This is a genomic window from Halomonas zincidurans B6 (genome assembly GCF_000731955.1).
Lineage (GTDB): Bacteria > Pseudomonadota > Gammaproteobacteria > Pseudomonadales > Halomonadaceae > Modicisalibacter > Modicisalibacter zincidurans.
Genome location: NZ_JNCK01000001.1, coordinates 2,037,059 through 2,061,180, shown reverse-complemented (window position 1 = coordinate 2,061,180; position 24,122 = coordinate 2,037,059). Strand labels below are relative to the sequence as shown.

Below are 24,122 nucleotides of genomic sequence, written 5' to 3'. Positions count from 1 at the left end.
CTGGTCGGACCAGCCATTGGTCGTATTTATGAAATAGCTTTCCAGGTCTTCAATAGGGCCATGCGCTGGGCCCGTTCGCCCAGCATTCAAGCGCGTATAGGGCGCCGCGGGCGTCCAGGGAGGGCTAGCATGGTTGCGGATTCCACGATGCCAGGCGGTACCCGGACGCCCGATGCGGTGGCCGCCAAACTCGAGCAACTGGTGCTCGACGGGATCATCCGCCCCGGCCAGCTGCTGCCTTCGGAGCGCCGCCTGTGCGACAAGCTGGGGGTGTCGCGGGCCTCGCTGCGCGAAGGGCTACGCGTGTTGCGCGGCAAGGGCATCATCGAGACCCGCCAGGGGCGTGGCTCGGTGGTCGCCCGGCTGATTCCGCGCCGCGACGACAGCCCGTTGATGCATCTGTTCCGCGATCATCCCCGTACGCTCTACGACCTACTCGAAGTGCGATCGTTGCTCGAGGGCGAGTCGGCACGGCTTGCGGCGCTGCGTGGAACCCCGGCCGATCGGGTGGTCATCGGCCATCGTTACGAGGCCATGGCGAACTATGTCAGTCAGCCCGGCGAGATCGATGTCGAACGCCTGGCGCGCTACGACCACGGCTTCCATCTGGCGATCTGCGAGGCCTCGCACAATCCGGTGCTGGTCTACACCCTGCAGAGCCTGACCGACTTGCTGCTGAGTTCGGTATTCGCCTCGGTCAAGAACCTCTACCACCGCCCGGCGTCGCGCGAGCGGATCAATAGCCAGCACGAGCGGCTGTATCGCGCGGTGATCGATCAGGACGCCGACGGCGCCGAGCAGGCGGCACTGGAGCATCTCGAGAGCATCGGCAACAGCCTGCGCGAGATCGAAGCCGAGAACGAGCGGCTGGTGCGTGCGGCGATGCGCCTGGAGGCCTGGCAGTGACGGCCTGGAGTCAGGAAGAGGCCGCCCGGGAGGAAAACTCGTCTTCCTCCGCTTCAATCATGCCCTCGAGGGAAGCGACTTCGAGCTTGTTGCACAAATGTTCGCGAAGAATGCGCCCCAGCATGAGGCCATCACGTTTTTGCAGTGCATCAATCATGGCCTCATGGTCTTCAACGGCACGTCGCCAGAAATCATCCGTCATCTTCTTCGAATAACGGACACGCTTTACGCGTTGGCTGAGGTTACTGTACATCTCTTCGAGCACCTCGTTATCGGCCGCTGCAATAATGCGTTCATGAATCTGCTGGTTGACCCGAAAATAGGGCTGCAATTCGCGCTTTCGGTAGTGATCGAGCATCGTCTCATGAAGCTGCTGGATAACCGAAAATTCCTGTTCAGTGATGTTCTGGCAGGCCAATTCACCTGACAGGCCTTCCAACGCGGCCATTACATCATAAGTGTTGCGCACCTTCTTTACGGTCAGGCGCGTGACCCGCGCACCACGGTTGGGCAGCAGCTCCACCAAGCCTTCCGAAGCCATCACCTTGAGCGCCTCGCGTAACGGGGTACGCGATACCCCGAACTGTTCGCAGAGCTTCTTTTCCGAGATGCGCTCGCCTGGGGTCAAGGCACCCTGTTCAATCAGTTCCCGAACACGATCGGCAACTTCGCGGTAGAGGTTTCTATGCTGGATTTTTTCCATTGTCGGTTCTTGATCGGAGAAAGGCAGTGGCGAAAACGCACAGAGTCCAGCGGCGTCGCCTTGACTTGAATCTCTGAAAGGTATTATGAATTCAAAATCAAGACAACAATAATCCATTGTCGCAAGGAACCGCCCATGGCTGGCAAGGTGTTTCGTTCCCACGTTCAGATTTCCCGCCTACAGGCTCGCCAGATTGTCGACACGGCATTCAGCGAAGCCCGCAATACCGACATGGAGCCGTTGACCGTCGTTGTGCTCGACATGGGCGGCAACATCATTGCCGCCGAGCGAGAGGATGGTTGTGCGCCGCTGCGCTTTGCCGTGGCCAGGGGCAAGGCCTATGCCGCACTCGGCAATGGCATTGCCAGTCGTATCGTGGGAGAACGCAATCAGCAACGACCGGCCTTTCTGGCTTCGGTGGCTGCAGCCGCGGAGGGGACATTCGTTCCCGTACCCGGTGGGGTCGTGATTCTGGATGAAAATGACCGGGTGATCGGGGCGGCAGGTGTCAGTGGTGCCTCCTCGGACGAGGACGAGCAAGCGGCCCTGGTCGGCATTCGTAAGGCTGGTTTCCAGGCCGGTTTGGCGCCGGACTGACCTGCTGCACACTTCTGCAACCGGGTGACGGTCCCCGGTCACGCTGCGTTATTGACCGCCCACCTCTGCTAGAACCTTGCGAGCCGCGCCCCTCAGGCGCGGTTCGGCGCTGGATGTCTCATCCATATGGATCTATAACCTTCTGATTAAAATTGTTTTTTTAGATTTTGCAAGCTGAGTTGCCAGAGTACTAAAGTATAATTTCTAATTTTGAATTATGTATCCATATTCAAATTGCGGTTGGTTTCGGTGCACCATGACACCAGCACAACAAGGAGCGACCGAGCCGGCCAGATGGAAGCTCTCGCAGACGGGCTTCGGTAGGCCGCTGCCATGGCTGACAAGGTTCGTACTGATGGCGGTTCAGGACCTACAACAATAACGAAACTTCGGAGATCGACATGAAAGCCATAAAGATAGCTTTACTCGCCACTGCGCTTGCCCTTGGCGTACAAGCAGCCGGCGCCCAGGAGCGTGAGATCAAGTTCGGTCACGTGGGCGGCCCCGGTTCCCTGTTCGAGATTACAGCCAACGAATTCGCCAAGATCGCCAATGAAAAACTTGAAGGAAAAGCTGAAGTGGTCGTTTACGGCTCGAGCCAGTTGGGTAGTGATTCCCAGATGCTCAATAAGCTTAAGCTGGGCACTATAGATCTCTCCTTGCCTTCCTCGATCATGAGCAGCGTAGCCCCCGAATTCTCACTCTTCGAGATGCCTTATCTCATCGAGGATCGGGATCATATGCGCCGGGTACGCGATGACTTTCTGCGCGACACGCTCTACGAGGCTGCCGAGGGAAAAGGCTACAAAATTATCGGTATCTGGGAGAACGGCTTCCGCCAGATTACCAATAATGTCCGACCGATCTACGTGCCCTCTGATCTCGAGGGTATCAAGCTGAGAACACCCAACGGCGTGTGGCGTGTAGAGATGTTCAAGAGCTACGGCGCGAATCCTGCGCCGATGGCCCTGTCGGAGGCCTTCGTTGCCCTCCAGACCGGCGCCATGGATGGTCAGGAAAACCCGCTGATCCAGATCTACTCCCAGCGCTTCCAGGAAGTTCAGGACTATCTGTCGCTTTCCAATCATGTCTACACCCCGGCCTACGTGCTGGCCGGCGCCAGCTGGAATCGCCTGCCCGAGGATGTCCGCCAGGTGCTGGTCGAGACGGCCGAAGAAGTCGAGGAATATGCTCTGGAACAGGGCGCCAAGCTTGACGACAGCCTGCTTGCCAAGTTCGAAGAGGCAGGCATGCAGATCAATAAGGTGGATACGCAAGCCTTCGTTGATGGCTCCGCGGCGATCTACGAGAAGTTCGGCAACGAAGTGGAAGGCGGCAAGGAGATGATCGAGAAGGTCGACGCACTTCGCTGATCTTTTCAAAGTCAGTGATACCGGGCATGCCACGCACAGCGATCCTGTCGCGGCGGGGTATGTCCGCTCCCTTCTTCTTTACCGGAGATGCTCGACGTGTCCTTAAAACAAGTAAAGTCGGTTTATCAGAAATTTCTGGAATTTGTCGTTTTCCTGAATGTCGTGGCGCTGTCGGGAGTGGTGATCATCGGTTTCATGTCACGCCTGCTTGGTTCGCCTTTCAGCTGGTACGACGAAGTCGCTTCGGTAGGATTGGCCTGGTTGACCTATTACGGGGCGGCCCTGGCCGCGGCCAAGGGCGCTCACATAACCTGCCCCAGCATCATCAATATGGCATCGCCGGGCATTCGCCTTCCAGTAGCATTGCTGGCGGAAGCCATCACCATCGCGTTCTTCGTGCTGCTCGGTTACACCGGCTACCAGGTGGTGGTGATCCTGGAGGGCTCGACACTTGTGAGCCTGACCAGTATCTCGCTGCAACTCACTCAGTCCGTCATTCCCATCGGTTCGGCGCTGTTCATCATTGCGCAGCTGCTGCGCTTGCCTGAAGTAATCGAGAGCGCCCGTGGGGCCGGTTTCATCGACCATGAACTGGAAGAGGCGGGTATCACTCCCGGCGATGCTGGCGCGGAAGAAGATGTTCGTGGGGATGGGCCGACCGGTAGCCGGGCTTCCAGTCGGACCTGATGGGTATCAGCGAACCAGCGGAGAGTAAACAATGATCATATTATCGATGTTCGTGGGGCTGATACTGCTGATTCTCATCAACGTGCCGGTTGCCGTGGCGCTGGGGATCGTCGGCGCCCTGGCCACCGTGGCAAGCTTCGGGGCCTTCGCGTTGCCCAATGTCGGCATGGTGATGTTCGACGGTGCGACCAAGTTTCCCCTGATTGCGATTCCGCTGTTCATACTGGCCGGCGCGATCATGAACGCCTCCAGTATCTCGCGCCGTCTCATCGACCTGGCCATGGCCATGGTCGGGTTCATCAAGGGCGGCCTGTCCATGGTGACCATCGGCGCATCGATCTTCTTCGCCGAGATTTCCGGCTCGGCAGTGGCCGGCGTGTCGGCCATCGGCAGCATCCTGATTCCGGCGATGCGCAAGAAGGGCTATTCCAGGGAATTCTCGGCGGCCATCTCTTCTTCTGCCGCCAGTCTGGCGATCATCCTTCCGCCATCGATTCCCATGATTCTCTATGCGGTCATGTCCGGCGAATCGGTGGTCAAGATGTTCATCGCGGGTATCTTCCCCGGCCTGCTGGGTGCCATGGGGCTGGCTGGCATGTGCTACTACCTGGCTCGTAAGCATGACTTCCCCTCCGAGGGAAAATTCCAGGCCAAGCGACTCTGGGAGGCCTTCAAGGGGGCGATCTGGGCACTGCTGATTCCGGTCATCATCCTTGGCGGGATCTTCGGCGGCATCGTCACCGCCACCGAAGGGGCAGCCCTTGCCGTTGTCGTCGCCATTTTCATCAGCGCAGTGGTCTATCGTGAGTTCAGTCTGAAGATTTTCTACAAATCCTGCGTCGATGCCGGCATTCAGACGGCCGTCGTGATGCTGCTGGTGGCCAGTTCCGCCGTGGTGGGGCTCTATCTGACCGAGACCCAGATTCCCCAGCAAATGGCTAACTCCATCAGCGAGCTGACGGACAACAAGTACATCATTCTCGCACTGCTCAATGTCATCTTCCTGATCCTGGGCATCTTTCTGCATTCGGCGGCAGCGATCATTCTCGTCGTGCCGATCGTGCTGCCCCTGGTGACGGCGGTGGGGATCGATCCGCTGCACTTTGGCCTGATCGTGACGCTGAATCTGGCCATCGGCCAGCAGACGCCGCCTGTGGCGAGTGTGCTGATTGCCTCCTGTTCGATCGCCAAATCGGATATCTGGGCCACCACTCGCACCAACATGTGGTTCATCGGGGTACTGTTCCTGATCCTGATGATCAATACCTACATCCCGGCTTTCGCACTGTCCCTGGTCAACTTCGTCTATGGCTGAGAGCAGTCACGATGCTATCGAAACCTGACACGTCAGCCTACGCCAGCGGCGGCAATATCAACGGAGAATCACGATGAGTGGTAACAACCTTCTTTTCGAAGTAGGCGAAGGAGTGGCCTGGATCGGTTTCAACCGGCCCGAAAGCCGCAATGCCATGACCTGGGATATGTACGACGCATTGGAGAAGGTCTGCGAGCGGCTTGCGGACGACGATGGCGTGCATGCAGTCGTGCTGCATGGCGTCGGCGGTGAAGCCTTCGTGGCGGGAACCGATATTACTCAGTTCGCTGCCTTTAAAGCGCCGGAAGATGCGACTGGGTACGAGCGGCGTATCGACCGCGTCGTGGGTAAGCTGGAGGCTTTACCCAAGCCCACCATTGCCATGATCGAAGGCTACTGTGTCGGCGGTGGGGCGGCGTTGGCCATGGCCTGTGACTTTCGTTATGGCACGCCATCACTGAAATTCGGCGTGCCGATCGCCAGAACGCTGGGTAATTCCCTATCGATCACCAACGTTTCGCGGCTGATCGACATGGTCGGCATCGCCCGCACCAAGGAAGTGCTGATGATGGCCAAGCTGCTCAATGCCGATGAGGCGCAGCAGGCAGGCCTGGTCAACGGCGTCTTCGAGGCGGAGGTGATCGCTGATGAAGTGACGTCGATCGCCGCCGAGTTCGCTTTCCGGGCGCCGCTCACGCTGCAGGCCAGCAAGGCGCTGGTAGGGCGGGTAGTGGCCCAGCGAAGAGCGGCTGCCGATGCCGGCGACGATTGGGTCATCACTTGCTACATGAGCGATGACTTCAAGGCTGCAGTCAACAAGTTCATCAACAAGACGCCTTTCGCCTGGACTGGAAAATGACCGGTCCTGGCTGCTGCCAGGGAGAGATTCGATGCTTGCTTTGAATGGCTTGAAAGTACTCGACGTGTCGCAAATCATGGCCGGCCCGTATTGCACCATGGTGCTGGGCGACATGGGCGCCGCGGTTATCAAGGTGGAAAAGGTCAACGGCGGCGATGATAGCCGGCAGATGGGTCCTTATGTCAACGACGAATCGACTTGCTTTTCACAGATCAATCGCAACAAGAAGAGCATTTCCTTGAATCTCAAGGACAAGCGTGCTCGGGCAATCTTCTATCGCCTGGCCGAAGAGGTCGATGTCATCGTCGAGAACTATCGCCCCGGGGTGGCCCAGTCACTGGAAATCGATTACGACACGATAAAGGCCACCAATCCCGGCATTATCTATTGCTCGATTTCCGGCTATGGCCAAACTGGTCCCAGCCGACACAAGGGCGGCTTCGACCTGGTGGCACAGGGCATGACCGGGCTGATGTCGATGACCGGTGAACCGGGACGCCGGCCACTGAAAACGGGCATCGCTGTCTACGATATCGGTGCCGGCATTACGGCGGTCTATTCGATACTGGCCGCTTATATACACAAGATGCAAAGCGGCGAAGGCCAGCACATCGATATTGCCATCACCGAATGTGGCCTGCCCTGGTATACCTGGGAGGCGGCGGCCTACTTCGCCGAAGGCAAGGTGCCCGAGCCCACTGGCTGGAGACACCGAGTCTCGGCCCCTTACCAGGCGGTCAAGGCCCGCGACGGCTACCTGATGCTTGGTTGTGCCAATCAGCGCACTTGGGAGCGGTTCGCCCAGGGCGTGCTGGGGCGGGAGGATCTGCTGGCCGACGAGCGCTTCCTGACCAACCACGCTCGTGGCCAGCATGTCGAGGAGCTCGAGTCGCTGCTTGAGGGGATCATGGCCGATCGCGATGTCGACGACTGGCTCGAACGTTGTGATGCAGCCGGGGTGCCGGCCGGTCCGATCAACGACTTTGCCCAGGCCATGCAGGATGAGCATTACCTGGCCAGGGGCATGGTGCAGGAAATCGAGCACCCCAAGATCGGCAAGATGAAGACGATCGGCTTCCCCAGCAAATTCTCGCGTACGCCGTCACAGATTCGCCAACCGGCACCGCTGTTCGCGCAACACACCGATGAAGTGCTGTCCACCTTGGGTATTCAGGGCGAGGAGCTTGAGCGCTTGAGGGCTGAGGGCTGCATCAAGTAATTTTTTGACGTCCATATTGCATTCATTATCCAAAAATAACGAATCGGAGAGCTGCCATGCTGAACCTCGATTTTCACCCCACCGGGCGTCACTTCTTGCAGATCCCCGGTCCTTCACCGGTACCGGATCGCATTTTGAGGGCGATGAGCCTGCCGACGATCGATCATCGTGGCCCCGAGTTCGGTGCGCTGGGACTGGAACTGCTGGTCAAGATCAAGCAAATCTTCAAGACCGAGAACCCGGTGATCATCTACCCGGCTTCCGGCACGGGCGCCTGGGAGGCTGCGCTTGTCAACACGCTGTCGCCGGGCGATCAGGTGCTGATGTTCGAGACCGGCCACTTCGCCACGCTATGGCAGAAGATGGCTCGGCGGTTGGGTATCGAGCCCGAGTTTCTGTGGCTGCCTGGTGATCAGGGTTGGCGGCAGGGGGTGCAGGCCGACATGATCGAAGCACGTCTCAAGCAAGATATTGATCACGAGATCAAGGCGGTCTGCGTGGTTCACAACGAGACTTCGACCGGCGTCACCAGCGATATCGCTGCCGTACGCCGCGCCATCGACGCTGCCGGCCATCCGGCGCTGTTGATGGTGGATACGATTTCCGGCCTGGCCAGTGCCGATTACCGCCACGACGAGTGGGGGGTCGATGTAACGATTTCAGGCTCCCAGAAGGGCCTGATGCTGCCCCCGGGGATCAGTTTCAATGCGCTGTCCGACAAGGCCGTCAAGACAAGCAAGTCGGCGCGGTTGCCCAAGAGTTTCTGGGCCTGGGACGAGATCCTCGAGGCCAACAAGCATGGCTACTGGCCCTATACGCCGAATACCAACCTGCTGTATGGCCTGAATGAATCCCTCGACATGCTGCTGGGCGAAGGACTCGAGCATGTGCTGGCGCGTCACCAGCGCTGGGCCGCCGGTGTACGCGCTGCGGTCAACGCCTGGGGGCTGGAAATCCAATGTCAGGACCCCGCCGTTTATTCCCCGGTCTTGACCGGCGTCGTCATGCCGGACGGCGTCGATGCCGATGCCGTTCGCAAGCTGATCTACGAGCGCTTCGATCTGTCGCTGGGCATGGGACTGGGCAAGGCCAAGGGGCGCATGTTCCGTATCGGCCATCTGGGCGACTGCAACGACCTGACGCTGATTGCCACCCTCGGTGGCTGCGAAGCCGGCATGAAGCTTGCCGGAGTGCCGCTCGAGGACAGCGGCGTACTGGCGGCGCTGGACTGTTTCGCTCGCCATCCGCTCGATGCCAATCGTTAACAGCGCGATCGTCGCAAGCCGCATAGGGAAGACACGATGACCTCGTTATCCGCAAAGCGCTCACAGCCTCGCAACGCCCGTATCCGGCCTGTCTCGGAGATGGCCGCTCGCCTGCAGCGTGAAATCGCCGGCGAGGTGCTGTTCGATCAGGCCTCCCGGGGGCGCTATTCCACCGATGCCTCGATCTACCAGATCATGCCGATCGGTGTAGTCGTTCCACGTCATCAGCAGGATCTGGCAGTAGCGCTGGATATCGCCCGTGACGCCGGCATGCCGGTGCTGCCGAGGGGCGCCGGTACCAGCCAGTGCGGCCAGACCGTGGGCGAAGCGCTGGTGCTGGACACCAGCCGCTGGCTGAACGGCATCGTCGAGTTCGACGAGCAACGGCATACCGTCATCGTCGAGCCCGGCATCGTCCTCGATCATCTCAATGCCTGGCTCAAGCCCTACGGGCTGTGGTTTCCGGTCGATGTCTCCACCAGCGCCCAGTGCACCTTGGGCGGCATGGCCGGCAACAACTCCTGCGGGTCGCGTTCGATCAAGTACGGTAACATGGTGCACAACGTGCTGGGCATCGACGCATTGCTGGCGGACGGCTCGCCGGCCTCGTTCGGCCTGCTCGACGAGTTGCCCGACGACGCCAGGCTGCGCCACATCGCCCAGCGCGTTCGCGACATCGCCCAGCGCGAGAACGCCTCTATCCGCGAGCATTTCCCCAAGGTGCTGCGCCGCGTCGCCGGCTACAACCTGGACCTGTTCGATTGCCAGAACCCGCGGCCCTATGACGCTGAGGGTCGGGTCAACCTGGCCCACCTGCTGGTCGGTTCCGAGGGCACGCTGGGCCTGACCCGGCAGCTTACGCTCAAGCTCGAGCCGTTGCCCGAGCACAAGATTCTCGGGGTGGTGAACTTCCCGACCTTCTACCAGGCGATGGATCTGACTCAGCATATCGTCACGCTTGAGCCATCCGCGGTGGAGCTGGTCGATCGCACCATGATCGAGCTGTCGCTGGAGAATCCCGCGTTCCGGCCGGTGATCGTGAAGGCTCTGACCGGTAAGCCCGAAGCAGTACTGCTGGTGGAGTTTTCAGGCCAGGAGCGTCAGCCGCTGCTTGATAGCCTGCGCCAGTTGAACGAGCTGATGGCCGATCTGGGCCTGCCTGACTGCGTGGTCGACATGCCCGACGCCGGCGAGCAGAAGGCGCTGTGGAATGTGCGCAAGGCGGGGCTCAATATCATGATGAGCATGAAGGGCGACGGCAAGCCGGTCTCGTTCATCGAGGACTGTGCGGTGCCGCTGGAAAACCTCGCCGAGTACACCGACAAGCTGACCCAGGTGTTTCACAAGCACGGTACCGAGGGCACCTGGTACGCGCATGCCAGCGTAGGCACGCTGCACGTGCGGCCGATCCTCGACATGCGACGCGACGGCGCGCGCAAGATGCGCGAGATCGCCGAGGAGGCCTCGACGCTGGTGCGCGAATACAAGGGGGCTTACTCGGGGGAGCATGGCGACGGTATCTGCCGTGGCGAGTGGGTGGCCTGGCAGTTCGGCCCGGCGCTCAATGCCGCCTTCAAGGAGATCAAGCAGCTCTTCGACCCTGCCAATCTGTTCAACCCCAACAAGATCGTCGATACCCCGCGGATGGACGACGAGCGCTACTTTCGGTTCCCCAGGCATTATCAGACGATTCCGCTCACCCCCGCGTTCGACTGGACGCCCTGGAACGTCAAGCGCGACCCGCTGACCGGCGAGCAGAGTAAGCCGGGCAGCGCCGGAGATCCCACTCATGGCTTGGCCATGGCGGTGGAAATGTGCAACAACAACGGCCACTGCCGCAAGTTCGATGCCGGCACCATGTGTCCGAGCTATCGCATCACTGAAGACGAGCAGCACCTGACTCGTGGGCGCGCCAACACCCTGCGCCTGGTGCTCTCCGGCCAGCTCGGCGAGGCGGGCCTGGCCAGTGACGAGGTCAAGGAGGCGCTCGATCTGTGCGTGTCGTGCAAGGGGTGCAGGCGCGACTGCCCGACCGGCGTCGACATGGCCAAGTTCAAGATCGAGGCGCGAACTGCGCGAGCCCGGACCAGAGGGCTCGCGCTGCGGGACCGTATGGTCGGCGAGATGCCGCGCTACGCGCCCTGGGCCAGCAAGTTGTCCAGCCTGCTCGAGGCCGCCGAACGGGTGCCATTTATTGCGCGCGGCATCAAGCGGACGCTGGGCCTGGCTCCCGAGCGTGCCCTGCCGGCCTTCGAAGGCAACTTTCTGGCGCGCCATGGGAACACCGCTGAATTGGCTGATGACACCCGCGAGGTGCTGCTGTTCGTCGATACTTTCAACAACTACATGGAGGGCGACAATGCCCGAGCTGCCAAACGGGTGCTGGAAGCGGCCGGCTACTGGGTGCATCTCAACATTAGCAAAGGGGAAAGGCCGCTTTGCTGCGGACGTACCTACCTATCATCCGGTCAATTTGACAAGGCAAAGGCCGAGGCGCGGCGCACTCTCGATCACTTGATGCCATTCGTACAGCGCGGGGTGGCGATCGTCGGTCTCGAGCCCTCCTGTCTGCTGAGCATGCGTGATGAGTTTCTGCAGTACGGTTTCGGTGCAAAGGCGAAGGCCCTGTCCGAGTCGGCCTACCTCTTCGAGGAATTCCTGGTCAAGGCTCATGATGCCGGCGAGCTGGCACTTGAGCTCAAGTCGCTGAACCACCCGCGGGCCCTGTTGCATGGCCACTGCCACCAGAAGGCCTTCGATGCCGTGCGCCCGGTCGAACAGGTGTTGGCGTGGGTTCCCGGCCTCGAGGTGGAGACAATCGAGTCCTCCTGCTGCGGCATGGCCGGCAGCTTCGGCTACGAGGCAGAGCACTATGACGCCTCCATGAAGATGGCCGAGCTGTCTCTTCTGCCGAAGATCCGTGACGCCGATAACGATGCGGTGCTAGTGGCCGATGGCACCAGCTGTCGCCATCAGATCCATGACGGCAGCGGGCGAACGGCCCTGCATGTGGCCCGGCTCCTGGAGCGGGCGTTGGCTTGATCTGCTCCGCCCGCCAGGTATTTTCGAGACAAGATCGGCCCGTTTAGCTGGCTCGGCCGTTCGTGCCATCTAACGATTCGGGAGGAAGCCGTATGGCGATCTACAGATATGCAAAATGGATACCGGTCATTGAAGAGGGCGTCTACGTCGCCGAGACAGCCGATGTGATCGGCCAAGTCACCCTGAAACGCAATGCCAGCATCTGGTACCAGGCGGTGCTGCGTGGCGATACCGAGCATCTTGAAGTCGGTGAGGGCAGCAATATCCAGGACGGGGCGGTGCTGCACGCCGATCCGGGTTTCCCTCTGGCGGTAGGCAATGGTGTCACGGTCGGCCATCAGGCAATGCTGCATGGCTGCACCATCGGTGATGGCAGCTTGATCGGAATTCAGGCAGTAATTCTCAACGGTGCGAGCATCGGTAGCAACTGCCTGGTCGCAGCGGGGGCCGTGGTCAAGGAAGGCGCAAGCTTTCCGGATAACTCGCTGATTGTCGGTGCACCGGCCCGGATCGTGCGCGAGCTATCTGCGGAGGCTGTGGAAGGCCTCAGAAAGAATGCGCAGAGCTATGTCGAACGCGGCCGATGCCATGCGGGGCAGTTGGAGCGGATCGGTTGATCCGTGTGCTGGCCGCTGCCAGATGGCTACAGCGCGAAACGCCTCCAAGCCCTATCGCACTATCAATACGACCAATACGACCAATACGACCAATACGACCAATACGACCAATACGATCTATAAAAAACTGCCCCGGGTTAGCCGGGGCAGAGCATTGATGATAAGGATATCAACTGATCTTCAAGGCGTCGCCAATACCCAGTGCGTAGAAGGCGATCAAGCCCAGCAGGCCGGTGAAAGTCACATAGTACAGCGTCGGCAGGATGGTCTTGCGCAGGGTCGTGCCTTCACGGCCGAGCAGGCCAACCGTAGCTGATGCCGCGACCACGTTGTGGATGGCGATCATGTTGCCGGCCGCGGCGCCGACAGCTTGCAGTGCAACCATCATCGCCGTGGACAGTTCGAGCGCCTCGGCAACGCTGAACTGAAAATCGGAGAGCATCAGGTTCGATACCGTATTGGAGCCGGCAATGAAGGCACCCAAGGCCCCTACGGCTGGAGCGAAGAGGGGATAGATACCGCCAACGCTATCGGCGACGAACTGCGCCATGGCCACCGGCATGGAAACCAGGTCGGCCTGGTTGACGCCGGAGTTGATCAGGATGCGTACCATGGGGATGGTAAACAGCAGCACGAAACCGGCACCCAGCAGCGCACGGGTCGACTCTGAGAAGGCGGCCTGTACCTGCTGGCCACGCATGCGATGCAGCGCCATGGCAATCAGCACTACCATGACCAGGATCCCGCCGGGCAGATAGAGCGGTTCGAGGCTCCCTGAGATATCGCTCTCGCCGAGGATGCCGCTCCAGCCGAAGCTCAACGAGAGCAGCGCTTCCTTGACTGGGGCCACGGTGCGCGAGATGACCAGCAATACGGCCAGCAGCACATAGGGTAGCCAACCCATGAACACCGACATCGGTGCACGCCCGGCCACCTGGTCGAGCTTGATGTCCAGCTTGCCGATCCACTCGTCCGGCCAGGAAGATGACTCGGGAAAGTCCCAGGTTGTCCTGGGCATCAAAAAGCCCCGACGCGCGGCCGGAACGACGATTGCCAGGCCGACCATGGCGCCGATCATCGACGGGAACTCCGGCCCCAGCAGGACCCCGGCCAGCGCATAGGGAACCACGAAACAGACACCGGCAAACAGTGCAAACGGAGCTATCTCCAGGCCCTCGCGCCAGGAGCGGTTGGCTCCGAAGAAGCGCACCATGACCGTGACCATGATCAGCGGCATGAAAAGCCCGACGATGGCGTGGATGATCGCCACCTCGGAGGTGATCAACTGAAAATAGGCGCCCCAGCTGGAGCCGCCGGTGGTCAGCGCCTCGCTTATGCCGGCTTTATCGAGGCCGCCGGTGACGCCCACCACGATCGGCGTGCCGACAGCACCGAAAGAGACCGGCGTGGATTGAATCATCATGCCGACCACGACGGCGGCCAATGCTGGAAAGCCCAGCGCCACCATCAATGGCGCCGCCACGGCGGCCGGCGTGCCGAAGCCTGACGCCCCCTCGATGAAACTGCCGAACAGCCAGGCAACAATAATGGCCTGAACGCGGCGATCCGGGCTCACCCCGGAGAAGCCGTTACGGATTGCGGCGATCCCGCCCGAGTGCTTGAGCGTATTGAGCAGCAGAATGGCGCCGAAGATGATCCAGAGTATCGCCACGGTCAATATCAGGCCCTGGAAAGTGGAGGCCACTACACGGGTGAACGTCATATCCCAGGCGATAAGGGCGATCAGCGCCGTAACCACATACACGATAGGCATCGCGGTGCGAGCCGCAATCCGAAAGCCGATCAGTAAGACCCCCGCCAAGACCAATGGCAGGAAGGCGAGTATTGCAAGCAGTGTTTGATTCATCAGGCACGGCTCCTCTTGTTCTGGTGCAGCGTCACACTTGGCACGATATGTCCGGTGTTTTAGTGGTAGGCCTGCCTGACCGGGCAGGTGTGGGCACGATAATCGGAAATGGACGCTTTTGCTAATCATGGCCAATTGGTCTTACCAATATAAGGGTACCTCTGGATTTTCCTGCCATGTCATTGTTAAAAAAAGGAGAATAGGGTTTTGTTGCTAGTTTGCCGGGGTCCGAAAGGGCAGGGCAAGGTAAGCCGATTAGACTAATGGATAGCAATCAGGACCGACTGGACAAGGAGTGGCGGCATCGCGGGCATGATGGTAGCGTCTGCAGACAACGCTGCTGATGCCGAGGATGCTATGCCACGAGTACTGTATGACCTGTGCGGTATCGACGAGAATCTGCGCTTTTCTCCTTACTGCTGGCGCGTCAAGTATGCGCTGGCCCACAAGGGGTTGGATTACGAAACCCGACCCTGGCACTTCACCGACAAGCCGGCGATCGGCTTTTCCGAGCAGGGCAAGGTGCCGGTGCTGGTCGACGGCGAGCAGACCGTGACCGACAGCTACGAGATCTTTCGCTATCTCGACCGCACCTACCCCGACAAGCCGTTGCTGGGCAGCGGCGAGGCAGAAGCTCGGGCGCGCTTTCTCAAGTTCTATGCCGAACGCAGCCTGGCTCCGGGGATGATGAAGACCATCGTCATGGATCTGTACAACGCCCTTGATCCGCGCGACCGCGAGTATTTCCGCGAGACCCGCGAGAAGGCTTTCGGCCGTGCCCTCGAGGAGGTTCATGCGCCGAGCCGCGGGCTGAGCCAGCTCGACCAGGCGCTGGAGCCGCTGCGCGGGCGGCTCGGTGAGGCGGATTTCGTCGATGGCGAGGCGCCGGCCGCTGCCGACTACCTGCTGTTCGGCAGCTTCATGTGGGCGCGCTGCGTCTCGACTGCCGATCTGGTGTCGAACGCCGACCCGGTCTACGCCTGGATGGAGCGCATGCTCGATGTGCATGGCGGACTGGGACGCAACGCCATGCGCATCGTCGATATCGAGGGCGCCTACGCCAACTGAAGCCGGTTATCGGGGGGAGCAGTTCAGCGCCGAATTTCTGGAGATCGCCCCAGCAACCGGATTCCGACGATCGTCGATCGTTATCCGGCCGATGGCGTCAAGCGCGGCTGCGCGCGTGTCGATAAGATCAACCGGCAGGATGGGGTGAGCATGGATGCGGAGGCGCGCAAGCACCTGTTCGATTAGAAATGCTCCATCTCTGGTGACGCGACGCCGATCGAGACTCAGCGATCCCTCGCCGTCTGGCGCTCGGCCTGCTGCCTGAGAGTCAGCTCGAGACGCTCGAGCAGACCCTGCAACAGCGACCGCTGCTCCCCGGGCAAGGCGTCATGGCGGGCGACGGCTTCCTGCAGGGTTTGCGCGGCCCGGGGCAGCCCGTCACCGATGGGCCGTCCGACGGCGCTGTCGGCGTAGGCCTCGGCCAGCGCTTGGTGAACGCGGCGCTGGGCACGCTTCACCGCGGGGTGGGGCGTGTCGTCCAGCCATGAACGCAGGCGCAGGCTGCTGTTGCCCATGTCGAGTCCGGTCAGGCCCAGCGCGAGCAGGTAGCGTTGCTGTTCCGGCAGCGTGTCGTCGTGGCGGGCCATCGACAGGATGCGATCGGCCATGCGCCCGGCAAAGCGCGTCTCGGTGGCGTGACGCGAGTGGCGATCGATGCGCCGCAGGTCGCGGCTGATCGAAGCGACCAGGCGCCGCTGGCGCAGCGTCGCACCCAAGCCGGGCAACAGCCGAAAGCTCATCACCACTGCACTGAGCCCGACGATCACGCCGATGGCGCGATTGGCGAAGCTGTCGAACGAGAAGTCCATGCCATTGCCGGGCATGATCAGCAGGATATTGAAGATGGTGAACGCCAGGCAGTGGCCCATGGTCCTGGGGTTGCCGGCGCCGAGCAGGCCGAGGAACAACGGTGTGCCGAGCAATAATGCCAGCAACGCAAAGCCCGAGGCCTGCGAAAGCAGCACGTGACCGAACAGGAAGGCGCTGGGGAGGGCGAACAGCATGCCCTTGAAGAACGCCAGGGTCAGCGCGATCGGATTGTCGCGACTGGCGAAGAACGCCGAGAACAGCGTGCCCAGCAGCATCGCCACCTGACCGTTGGACCAATGGGTGAGTATCCAGAACGTCGCCAGGCTGGCGAACACGATACCCGCGCGCAGGGCGTTGACGCCGGCGGCGAGGTGGTCGCGGTGCCAGGACAGCTGGCCGCTGCGTAGCTGACGGTCGCGGGGGCGGGTGATCGCCTCGCGGGCGTCGAGCATCACGATGGCGTGACCGAGCGCCTCGCGCAGCCCCAGCACGATGCGTCGCTGCAGCGGGGCAAGGTTGGCGGTGTCCTGCCGGTGAGCGCGGTGGCGCAGGGCCTGAAGCCCTTCGCGGGCCGCGCTCACGCCGCTGGCCTGCTCGGCCTGACGAAAGCCCGCGGCGATCTCGGCGATGAGTTGGCGAATATCGTCATCGATCCGCGTGTCGTGATCGCGCAACAGGCGCTGCATGGCCTGTAGCGTGGCCAAAAAACGGAGCGTACGTCGGGTCAGCACATGTGTGGCGCGCACCCGGCCCTTGCCCACGGGGCCCTCGTAGCGTGCCGCCTGACTGTCGGTCTCGAGCGTCGTCAGCGGCTCCAGGCTACCGGTCAGCGAGGCCTGCAGCGCCGCTTCGTCGTCGCTGGCCTCGAGGCGCTGCGCGGCCTGGACGAATGCCTGGTTGACCACGTTATCGGCCTGGGCGGCCAGATGGTCGCTGACCCGCGAGGGCCACAGCAGCGAGCTGACCAGGGTCGCGCAGATCGCACCCAGGCCGAGCTCGGAAAGCCGCGCGACGGCTACGTCGAAGACGCTTGCCGGGTTGCTGCCGGCGATCACCACGATCAGCATCGCGGTCACCGCGGCCATGATGCAGCCGTAGGAGAAGTTGTTGCGCAGCAATGAACTGCCATAGGTGCAGAGCATGATCCAGGCGGTCAGCGCGATGAGCGCCGGGACCCGCGCCTGAACGAACAGCGCCATGATCGCGATGCCGGCCACCGCACCGATGGCGGTGCCGCCGATCTGGCACAGCCCCTTCTCGACGACCATGCCGCTCATCGGGCGGATCTGCAGGAAAGCCGCCGAGATCAGCGCCCAGTAGGGACGGTCAAGATCGAGCCACAGCGCCAGGTAGAGCGCCAGGAACATCGCCAGGGTAGCCTTGATGGCGAACTTGACGGCGCTCGCCGAGGGCGTCAGGTAGGCATCGAGGAAAGCCGACATCAGGCTGAGCTCACTTGCCGGCGGCGTCGACGATGCGCACCGTTGCGGTCATCCCGGCGCTCAACAGGACGTCTTCGGGAACGTCGTCGAGGGCGATGCGCACCGGAATGCGCTGGGCCAGGCGCACCCAGTTGAAGGTCGGCTGGACCTGGGGCAACAGCTCGCTATTGGTCGAGGTGTTGGTGTTGGCGATGCCCCGTCCGATGCCGGCGACATGCCCGCGCAGGCGGGTGTCGCCGCTCATCAGCGTGACCACGGCGGCGTCGCCGAGATCGATGAACGGCATCTTGGTCTCTTCGAAATAGCCGGTGACATAGAAGGAATCCGCCTGGACCAGTGCCATCGTGCCCTGACCGGCGTTGACGTAATTGCCCGCATTGAGGTGCATGTTGAGGATATGGCCGGTCACCGGCGCCTTGACGACGGTGCGTTGAAGGTCGATGCGCGCGCTTTCCAGGTCGGCCTCGGCCTGGGCCAGGTTGGCCGCGGCGACCCGCGTGTCGATGCGGGCGATCTCTCGATCCTCGGCGCTGATCGCCTGGCGGCTGAGGCGCTGGCGCCGGGACTGCTCGTTGCGTTTGAGATCGAGAGTCGCCTGGCGCTGGTCGACCACCGCCTGGGCACGTTCGAGCGCTGCCTGGAAACGCGCGTCATTGATCGTGAACAACACCTCGCCTTGCTCGACGCGGGCATTGTCCTGCACCGCCAGCGTGTCGACCCAGCCGGAGACGTCTGCGGCGACGGTGATCACGTTGGCGCGCACGCGGCCGTCGCGGGTCCACGGCGTGTAGAGATAGTAGTGCCACAGCCATAGCCCGGCGGCGATGGCGATGGCGACGATCAGCAGGGTAATGAGAATGCGTAACGACGTGCGCATCGACTAGCTAGCCTCACCGAGAACGGAAAAAAGGAAGGCGGCGAGCGCCGTGAAGATGATGAACAGGGCGGCATCGAACCACGCCTCGTACCATAGGATATGCTGGCGCAGGAGGCGATGCAGGCAACTGCGCACGATGACGGCGCTGATGAAGCCGACTAGCGCGTAGCCCAGCAAGGGGCTCAGATAGATGCCGCCGAGGGCGATTTCCTGAAGTCCCATGCGCGTCCTTGGCTGGTTAAGCGGCGAGGTGACGATCCGCGGCAAGTATTAACATGCTAACTAATTGCCCGGCCATGCGCGACTCCCTCGTTGCCACGCCTGGCGAGCGTTGACTGCCGCGCTACGCGGTGCTTTGTCTATTGCCAGCGACCCGCTTATGCTGGACCACGGGTTGATGTCAATGAAGGGTCACGCCCACCGATCAACCAACAATCAAGGTCAGCAAAGGAGTCTCTGCCATGACCGTCAAGAAACCGCTTATCGGTGCCATTTCCGCGGTGGCCTTGGCCACCAGTCTTTCCGCCCTGGCCGCGCCGCTCAAGATCGGCGTGCTGGTGCCGCTGACCGGCGATCTGCAAAGCTATGGTGAGCCCGCGCTCAAGGCCGCGCAACTCGCCGCCAAGGAGATCAATTCCGCCGGCGGTGTGCTCGGCGAGGACGTCACAATCAGCAGCGGCGATACCCAGACCTCGCCGCAGCCGGGCGTCGCCGCGGCCCAGAAGCTGGTCAACATCGAAGGCGTCAACGCGATTTTAGGCGCGCTTTCCAGCGGGGTGACCATCCCTGTGGCCCAGAGCGTCTCGAAGCCCGAACAGGTGCCGCAGATCAGCAGCGCCTCGACCTCGCCGGTGATCACCTCGCTGAATGATGGCGACTTCCTGTTCCGCACCGTGCCGTCGGATGCCTTCCAGGGCGTGGCGCTCTCCGAAGTGACCCAGGAAAAGGGCTACGAGAACGTCAGCATCATCTATATCAACAACGACTACGGCAAGGGGCTTGCCGAAGCCTTCACCCAGGCCTTCGAGAAGGCGGGCGGCACGGTCTCCGCGTCGGTGGCCTACGAGCAGGGCCAGGCGGCCTACCGCGGCGAACTTCAGCAGGCCGCCAACGACGACGCCGAAGCGCTGGTATTGGTCGGTTACCCGGAGAACGGCCAGACCATCCTGCGCCAGTCGCTGGAGGGCGGTTTCTTCAGGAACTTCGTCTTCACCGACGGCATGAAGGCCCCCGAACTGGTCGACAATCTGGGCGCGCAGTACCTGGAAGGTTCGGTGGGCACCGTGCCGCAGGCCCGCGCCGACTCGCCGGGGGCCCAGCACTTCAGCAGTGCCTACGAAAGTGAATACGGCTCGCTGCCGCCCAAGCCCTACCTGGATACCGCCTACGACGCCTTCTATCTGCTCTCGCTGGCGGCTCAGGCGGCCGGCACCACCGACAGCGTGGCGATCCGCGATCAGTTGCGCGCGGTCGCCAACCCGCCGGGCGAGCAGGTCGGCCCGGGCGAATTCGAGAAGGCCGTCAAGCTGCTCGAGGCGGGCAAGGAGATCGATTACCAGGGCGCCTCCGGCTCGGTCAACTTCGACGACAACGGCGACGTGCCCGGCACCTTCGGCGAGTGGACCTTCAAGGACGGCAAGGTCGTCACCAACCGGATCTTCGAGCCCAAGATGTAAGCAACGCGCGCCAGGCGATCGAGTGTCGCCTGGCCGTCGCGATGATCCTCAACGACAACGCCCGGCCTAGGCCGGGCGTTGTCGTGATGGGCGCAGGCCGGTTGCGGCTCAGCGTTTCCTGGCGAGCAGCTTGGGCGGCTTCTCGGGCAGGATCCCCTCGGGACGCAGGACCAGAATTACCTGCAGCAGCACACCGATCAACAGCACGCGCAGTGCCGCGGCCTGGGTGGCGTACTCGGTGGGCAGCAGGTCGGTGAGCAGCGCGGTGCCCGACCATACGCCCCACACCACCACGGCGCCGAGAATCGCGCCGCGGTTGTTGCCACTGCCGCCGGCGATCAGCATCACCCAGACCAGGAATGTCCCGTAGAGCGGCATGAACGCCTCGGGGCTCAGGAAACCGAAAAAGTGGGCATACAGCCCGCCGCCCAGGCCCATGATCGCCGAGCCCAGCACGAATGCCTGCAACCGGAAGCCGGCGATCGACTTGCCGGCCGCCGCGGTGGCCGGTTCGTTCTCGCGGATGGCGCGCAGCACGCGGCCCCAGGGCGAGGCGTAGGCGCGCTCGACCAGAAAGTACACGCCGGCGACGAACAGCGCCACGATCACCAGATAGGCGAACGGGCTATCCAGCGCGGTGCCGGCCAGCGGCCGGTCGATGCCGGCGATGCCGCGTACGCCATTGGTCAGCCAGTCCTCGTTCTTGACGAACAGCCGGACCATCTCGGCGATGCCGATCGAGGCGATGGCCAGGTAGTCGGTACGCAGCCGCGCGGTGATCAGGCCGACGATCAGACCGAGCAGCGTCGAGGCGACGATCGCGCCGGCCAGGCCGACCAGAAACGGCATGCCGAAGCCGCCCAGGTAGGCGGGGCTCGACGGCGTGGTGAGGATCGCGCTGGTATAGGCGCCGACCGCGAAGAAGCCGGCGATGCCGATATTGAACTGGCCGGTGAAGCCCCACTGCATGTTGAGGCCCAGCGCGAGCACGGCGTAGACGCCGGCGAAGGTCAGAAACGAGACCAGGTACGAGGCGATGCCGGTGAATTCCATCACACAGTCCCCTTGAAGATACCCTGCGGACGCAGAATGAGCATGCCGACCATGATCGCGAAGGCCACGGCGGGCTTGTAGGCGGCGGGGATCAGCAGCGTCGACATTTCCATCGACACGCCGATGATCATGCCGCCGGCGATGGCACCGTAGGGCCGGCCGATGCCGCCGAGGATCGCTGCGGCGAATACCGGCAGCAGCGTGGTCCAGCCCATCACCGGGTGCAGACGCGTGTCGATGCCCAGGAATACCCCGGCCGCCGCCGCCAGCGCGCCGCCGATCACCCAGGTGACCATGATCACACGCTCGGCGGGAATCCCCGAGACCAGCGCCAGGTCCATGTTGTCGGACATCGCGCGCATCGCCTTGCCCAGCCGGGTACGCGTCAGGAACAGATGCACGCCGGCGACCAGGCCCAACGAGATCAGCATGATCCACAGCTGATCGGGCTTGAGGCGCAGCCCGCCCAGCCAGTCGAGGCGCCAGGGAAACTGGATGCCCGAGGCGTAGGTCTGGTTGTTGGAACCCCAGATCAGCTGCACCAGGCTGCGCAGGATCAGCGCCATGCCGAACGAGGCGATCAGCAGGATCACCGGCTGGGTGCGGCGAATGCGCCGATAGAGTACCTGGTCGATGAATACCGCGATCACCGCCATGCCGACCATCGCCGCGGGCAGCGCCCACCATGCGCTCAACCCGAAGGCCGAGATGAAGGACAGCCCCAGGTAGGCGCCGAGGGTCATGAAGTCGCCATGCGCGAAGTGCGCGAAGCGCAGGATGCCGAAGATCATCGACACGCCGATCGCGCCCATGGTCAGCACGCTGCCCAGTATCAGGCCGTAGACGAGCAGTTGCAGAATATCGGACATGGTTCAGCCTCCCAGGAACATTTCGGCGACTTCCGGGTTGGCCAACAGGTTGGGGCCGGTGTCTTCGTGGCGGTTACTGCCGGTGGCCAGCACGTAGCCGCGGCTGGCGATGGCCAGTGCCTGCTTGGCGTTCTGTTCGACCATCAGCACGCCGATGCCCTGAGCGTTGATCTCCCGGATGCGTTCGAAGGTCTCGTCGATCAGCAGCGGCGAGAGGCCGGCGGTGGGTTCGTCGAGCATCAACAGCTGCGGATCGATCATCAGCGCGCGGCCCATGGCGACCATCTGGCGCTCGCCGCCGGACATCAGGCCAGCCTGCTGGCGGCGGCGCTCGGCGAGCTTGGGGAACAGCGTGTAGACCGTGTCGAGGCGCTTGGACAGGTCGCCTTTCATCAGGTAGGCGCCCATCTCGAGGTTCTCGCGCACCGTCATCGACGGGAAGACGTTCTTCTCCTGGGGCACATAAGCGATGCCACGGCGAACCATCTGTTCGGGCTTTGAGTTGGTGATCGCCTCGCCATGGTAGAGGATCTGGCCTTGGCGAATCCGCAACAGGCCGAACACCGCCTTCATGGCGGTGGACTTGCCGGCGCCGTTGGGGCCGACGATGACCACGATCTCGTCGCTCTCCACGCGCAGGTCGGTGCCCTTGAGGATGTCGGCACCGCCATAGCCGCCGTAGAGACCCTTGGCTTCGAGCAGGCTGCTCATGAGGGCGCTCCTTGATCGGTTGCGGGCTTGCCGGTCGCTTCGCCCATCCGGCCGCTGGCGCCACCGCCCAGATAGGCCTCGCGGACCTCCTCGTTCCGGCGCAGCGCCTCCATCGAGCCGGAGGCGATCAGCGCGCCGTTGGCCATCACGTGAACCGGCTCGCACAGCGCCGAGATCAGGTCCATGTCGTGTTCGATGACGCAGAAGGTGTAGCCGCGCTCGCGGTTGAGCCGCAGGATCGCCTCGCGAATCTTGCCGAGCAGGGTGCGATTGACGCCGGCGCCGGGCTCGTCGAGCAAGACCACCTTGGCGTCGGTCATCATCGTGCGGCCCAGATCGAGCAGCTTCTTCTGACCGCCCGACAAGTTGCCGGCCAGCTCGTCGGCGACGTGGGTGATCTCGAGAAACTTGAGCACATCGTCGACGCGGTCCAGCACCTCGCTGTCCTGCCGCTTGACCTTGCCCCAGCGCAGCCAGGTGTTGAACAGGTTCTCGCCGCTCTGGTCGGGCGGAACCACCATCAGGTTCTCGCGCACCGTCATGCGCGAGAATTCATGCGGAATCTGGAAGGTGCGCACCAGGCCGCGGTGAAACAGCGTATGCGGCGGCAGCCCGGTGATGTCCTGGCCATCGAGCAGCACGCGGCCGCTGGAAGGCGAAAAGAGGCCGGCGACGATATTGAACAGCGTGCTCTTGCCGGCCCCGTTGGGGCCGATCAGCCCGGTGATGCTGCCTTGCGTCACCTCGAAGGAAACGCCCCGTACCGCCTGCAGGCCGCCGAACGCCTTGGAGACGTTGTCGATTCGAATCAAGGAAGAATTCCTCGTAAGCGTCTTGTTGTGGTGTTGCACTCGTGTGCTTGCGGCCAAGGCGGATATGCCGGGGCTCCGCCCAACCTTGGCCGGCAACGCTCTTCACGGTGTGACTGGTGCGACGAGAGTCGTCGCCAGACCTTACAGCGCGACGCGTAGGAGCGACAAGCGCTTGCTGCCGCGTTGATTAAACGCTGCATCGGCGGCCAGTGGCAGGGTGCCAATGCCTGGTACCCGCGTTCGAGCGCATCGCCGCGCGGATTATACTCGATACCCGATGTCATCATGGAAGGGGATGTTGCAATGCAGCAATGACTTTGCTATGCTGCATTGCAGCGGAGGTCGAAGCCCTTT

21 protein-coding genes are annotated in these 24,122 nt (G+C 62.2%); 12 read left to right on the top strand and 9 right to left on the bottom strand.

The window, feature by feature from the left end; genetic code table 11:
• Positions 1-129 precede the first annotated feature (129 nt).
• Entirely contained in the window at positions 130-906 is a 777-nt protein-coding gene (gene glcC / locus HALZIN_RS0109690; RefSeq protein ID WP_051907456.1) for a transcriptional regulator GlcC, read from the top strand.
• A 10-nt stretch (positions 907-916) separates the two neighbouring features.
• On the opposite strand, the gene HALZIN_RS0109685 is transcribed toward glcC, so the two are convergent.
• Positions 917-1,609: a GntR family transcriptional regulator gene (locus HALZIN_RS0109685; protein WP_031384018.1), complete on the bottom strand. Its 693-nt coding sequence runs from the start codon at positions 1,607-1,609 to the stop codon at positions 917-919.
• Positions 1,610-1,744: 135 nt separating this feature from the next.
• Here HALZIN_RS0109685 and HALZIN_RS0109680 point away from each other — a divergent pair, with 135 nt between their 5' ends.
• From HALZIN_RS0109680 to HALZIN_RS0109640, 9 genes are all read left to right on the top strand, one after another.
• Positions 1,745-2,206: a GlcG/HbpS family heme-binding protein gene (locus HALZIN_RS0109680; RefSeq protein ID WP_031384017.1), complete on the top strand. Its 462-nt coding sequence runs from the start codon at positions 1,745-1,747 to the stop codon at positions 2,204-2,206.
• A gap of 401 nt (positions 2,207-2,607) precedes the next feature.
• The gene (locus HALZIN_RS0109675; protein ID WP_031384016.1) at positions 2,608-3,579 is read left to right on the top strand and encodes a TRAP transporter substrate-binding protein; all 972 of its coding nucleotides are present in this window, start codon (positions 2,608-2,610) and stop codon (positions 3,577-3,579) included.
• Positions 3,580-3,666: 87 nt separating this feature from the next.
• Positions 3,667-4,266 carry a TRAP transporter small permease gene (locus HALZIN_RS0109670; RefSeq protein ID WP_035575278.1) on the top strand — a complete coding sequence of 200 codons (600 nt, stop codon included), beginning with the start codon at positions 3,667-3,669 and terminating at the stop codon, positions 4,264-4,266.
• A gap of 31 nt (positions 4,267-4,297) precedes the next feature.
• Positions 4,298-5,581: a TRAP transporter large permease gene (locus HALZIN_RS0109665; RefSeq protein WP_031384014.1), complete on the top strand. Its 1,284-nt coding sequence runs from the start codon at positions 4,298-4,300 to the stop codon at positions 5,579-5,581.
• Positions 5,582-5,654: 73 nt separating this feature from the next.
• Positions 5,655-6,440 carry an enoyl-CoA hydratase/isomerase family protein gene (locus HALZIN_RS0109660; RefSeq protein ID WP_031384013.1) on the top strand — a complete coding sequence of 262 codons (786 nt, stop codon included), beginning with the start codon at positions 5,655-5,657 and terminating at the stop codon, positions 6,438-6,440.
• A 31-nt stretch (positions 6,441-6,471) separates the two neighbouring features.
• On the top strand, positions 6,472-7,659 hold the full coding sequence (locus HALZIN_RS0109655; protein ID WP_031384012.1) for a CaiB/BaiF CoA transferase family protein: 1,188 nt from the start codon (positions 6,472-6,474) through the stop codon (positions 7,657-7,659).
• A 56-nt stretch (positions 7,660-7,715) separates the two neighbouring features.
• Positions 7,716-8,924 (top strand): pyridoxal-phosphate-dependent aminotransferase family protein, encoded by a 1,209-nt coding sequence (locus HALZIN_RS0109650; RefSeq protein WP_031384011.1) that lies wholly within the window; start codon positions 7,716-7,718, stop codon positions 8,922-8,924.
• Positions 8,925-8,960: 36 nt separating this feature from the next.
• A complete protein-coding gene (locus HALZIN_RS0109645; protein ID WP_031384010.1) occupies positions 8,961-11,966 on the top strand; it encodes an FAD-binding and (Fe-S)-binding domain-containing protein in 3,006 nt (1,001 codons plus the stop codon).
• A gap of 92 nt (positions 11,967-12,058) precedes the next feature.
• Entirely contained in the window at positions 12,059-12,583 is a 525-nt protein-coding gene (locus HALZIN_RS0109640) for a gamma carbonic anhydrase family protein (protein ID WP_031384009.1), read from the top strand.
• Positions 12,584-12,752: 169 nt separating this feature from the next.
• Here HALZIN_RS0109640 and HALZIN_RS0109635 read toward each other — a convergent pair whose 3' ends face one another.
• Positions 12,753-14,450, bottom strand: a complete 1,698-nt coding sequence (locus tag HALZIN_RS0109635; protein ID WP_031384008.1) for an L-lactate permease — start codon at positions 14,448-14,450, stop codon at positions 12,753-12,755.
• Positions 14,451-14,807: 357 nt separating this feature from the next.
• On the opposite strand from HALZIN_RS0109635, the gene HALZIN_RS0109630 reads away from it, so the two are divergent.
• Positions 14,808-15,518, top strand: a complete 711-nt coding sequence (locus HALZIN_RS0109630; protein WP_031384007.1) for a glutathione S-transferase N-terminal domain-containing protein — start codon at positions 14,808-14,810, stop codon at positions 15,516-15,518.
• Between the two features lie 224 nt (positions 15,519-15,742).
• Here the strand turns inward: HALZIN_RS0109630 and HALZIN_RS0109625 are convergent, their stop codons facing one another.
• From HALZIN_RS0109625 to HALZIN_RS0109615, 3 genes are read right to left on the bottom strand one after another with little or no spacing between them, the layout of a single operon-like run.
• Positions 15,743-17,770 (bottom strand): FUSC family protein, encoded by a 2,028-nt coding sequence (locus HALZIN_RS0109625; RefSeq protein ID WP_031384006.1) that lies wholly within the window; start codon positions 17,768-17,770, stop codon positions 15,743-15,745.
• A 10-nt stretch (positions 17,771-17,780) separates the two neighbouring features.
• Positions 17,781-18,647 (bottom strand): efflux RND transporter periplasmic adaptor subunit, encoded by an 867-nt coding sequence (locus tag HALZIN_RS0109620; protein ID WP_031384005.1) that lies wholly within the window; start codon positions 18,645-18,647, stop codon positions 17,781-17,783.
• Between the two features lie 3 nt (positions 18,648-18,650).
• Positions 18,651-18,869 carry a DUF1656 domain-containing protein gene (locus HALZIN_RS0109615; RefSeq protein WP_031384004.1) on the bottom strand — a complete coding sequence of 73 codons (219 nt, stop codon included), beginning with the start codon at positions 18,867-18,869 and terminating at the stop codon, positions 18,651-18,653.
• A gap of 239 nt (positions 18,870-19,108) precedes the next feature.
• Between HALZIN_RS0109615 and HALZIN_RS0109610 the strand changes: the two genes are divergently transcribed.
• The gene (locus HALZIN_RS0109610) at positions 19,109-20,323 is read left to right on the top strand and encodes an ABC transporter substrate-binding protein (RefSeq protein ID WP_031384003.1); all 1,215 of its coding nucleotides are present in this window, start codon (positions 19,109-19,111) and stop codon (positions 20,321-20,323) included.
• A gap of 108 nt (positions 20,324-20,431) precedes the next feature.
• Here the strand turns inward: HALZIN_RS0109610 and HALZIN_RS0109605 are convergent, their stop codons facing one another.
• Genes HALZIN_RS0109605 through HALZIN_RS0109590 form a run of 4 tightly spaced genes read right to left on the bottom strand, consistent with a single transcriptional unit; the run spans position 20,432 to position 23,768 of the window.
• Entirely contained in the window at positions 20,432-21,376 is a 945-nt protein-coding gene (locus tag HALZIN_RS0109605) for a branched-chain amino acid ABC transporter permease (protein WP_031384002.1), read from the bottom strand.
• Positions 21,376-22,245 carry a branched-chain amino acid ABC transporter permease gene (locus HALZIN_RS0109600; protein ID WP_031384001.1) on the bottom strand — a complete coding sequence of 290 codons (870 nt, stop codon included), beginning with the start codon at positions 22,243-22,245 and terminating at the stop codon, positions 21,376-21,378. Before HALZIN_RS0109600 ends, HALZIN_RS0109605 begins: the two co-directional genes overlap by 1 nt.
• Before the next feature lie 3 nt (positions 22,246-22,248).
• Complete coding sequence (locus HALZIN_RS0109595) at positions 22,249-22,956, bottom strand: ABC transporter ATP-binding protein (protein ID WP_031384000.1); 708 nt, start codon at positions 22,954-22,956, stop codon at positions 22,249-22,251.
• Positions 22,953-23,768 (bottom strand): ABC transporter ATP-binding protein, encoded by an 816-nt coding sequence (locus tag HALZIN_RS0109590; protein WP_031383999.1) that lies wholly within the window; start codon positions 23,766-23,768, stop codon positions 22,953-22,955. The genes HALZIN_RS0109595 and HALZIN_RS0109590 overlap by 4 nt, the downstream gene beginning before the upstream one ends.
• Positions 23,769-24,122: the final 354 nt, after the last annotated feature.

What these genes read in the sequence shown, in the direction of transcription:
- HALZIN_RS0109675 (WP_031384016.1), top strand. Translation starts at nt 2,608, where the DNA reads ATGAAAGCCATAAAGATAGCTTTACTCGCCACTGCGCTTGCCCTTGGC.
- HALZIN_RS0109670 (WP_035575278.1), top strand. Translation starts at nt 3,667, where the DNA reads ATGCTCGACGTGTCCTTAAAACAAGTAAAGTCGGTTTATCAGAAATTT.
- HALZIN_RS0109640 (WP_031384009.1), top strand. Translation starts at nt 12,059, where the DNA reads ATGGCGATCTACAGATATGCAAAATGGATACCGGTCATTGAAGAGGGC.
- HALZIN_RS0109650 (WP_031384011.1), top strand. Translation starts at nt 7,716, where the DNA reads ATGCTGAACCTCGATTTTCACCCCACCGGGCGTCACTTCTTGCAGATC.
- HALZIN_RS0109615 (WP_031384004.1), bottom strand. Translation starts at nt 18,869, where the DNA reads ATGGGACTTCAGGAAATCGCCCTCGGCGGCATCTATCTGAGCCCCTTG.
- HALZIN_RS0109665 (WP_031384014.1), top strand. Translation starts at nt 4,298, where the DNA reads ATGATCATATTATCGATGTTCGTGGGGCTGATACTGCTGATTCTCATC.
- HALZIN_RS0109600 (WP_031384001.1), bottom strand. Translation starts at nt 22,245, where the DNA reads ATGTCCGATATTCTGCAACTGCTCGTCTACGGCCTGATACTGGGCAGC.
- HALZIN_RS0109595 (WP_031384000.1), bottom strand. Translation starts at nt 22,956, where the DNA reads ATGAGCAGCCTGCTCGAAGCCAAGGGTCTCTACGGCGGCTATGGCGGT.
- HALZIN_RS0109610 (WP_031384003.1), top strand. Translation starts at nt 19,109, where the DNA reads ATGACCGTCAAGAAACCGCTTATCGGTGCCATTTCCGCGGTGGCCTTG.
- HALZIN_RS0109680 (WP_031384017.1), top strand. Translation starts at nt 1,745, where the DNA reads ATGGCTGGCAAGGTGTTTCGTTCCCACGTTCAGATTTCCCGCCTACAG.
- HALZIN_RS0109660 (WP_031384013.1), top strand. Translation starts at nt 5,655, where the DNA reads ATGAGTGGTAACAACCTTCTTTTCGAAGTAGGCGAAGGAGTGGCCTGG.
- HALZIN_RS0109685 (WP_031384018.1), bottom strand. Translation starts at nt 1,609, where the DNA reads ATGGAAAAAATCCAGCATAGAAACCTCTACCGCGAAGTTGCCGATCGT.
- HALZIN_RS0109625 (WP_031384006.1), bottom strand. Translation starts at nt 17,770, where the DNA reads ATGTCGGCTTTCCTCGATGCCTACCTGACGCCCTCGGCGAGCGCCGTC.
- glcC (WP_051907456.1), top strand. Translation starts at nt 130, where the DNA reads ATGGTTGCGGATTCCACGATGCCAGGCGGTACCCGGACGCCCGATGCG.
- HALZIN_RS0109655 (WP_031384012.1), top strand. Translation starts at nt 6,472, where the DNA reads ATGCTTGCTTTGAATGGCTTGAAAGTACTCGACGTGTCGCAAATCATG.
- HALZIN_RS0109620 (WP_031384005.1), bottom strand. Translation starts at nt 18,647, where the DNA reads ATGCGCACGTCGTTACGCATTCTCATTACCCTGCTGATCGTCGCCATC.
- HALZIN_RS0109635 (WP_031384008.1), bottom strand. Translation starts at nt 14,450, where the DNA reads ATGAATCAAACACTGCTTGCAATACTCGCCTTCCTGCCATTGGTCTTG.
- HALZIN_RS0109630 (WP_031384007.1), top strand. Translation starts at nt 14,808, where the DNA reads ATGCCACGAGTACTGTATGACCTGTGCGGTATCGACGAGAATCTGCGC.
- HALZIN_RS0109605 (WP_031384002.1), bottom strand. Translation starts at nt 21,376, where the DNA reads ATGGAATTCACCGGCATCGCCTCGTACCTGGTCTCGTTTCTGACCTTC.
- HALZIN_RS0109645 (WP_031384010.1), top strand. Translation starts at nt 8,961, where the DNA reads ATGACCTCGTTATCCGCAAAGCGCTCACAGCCTCGCAACGCCCGTATC.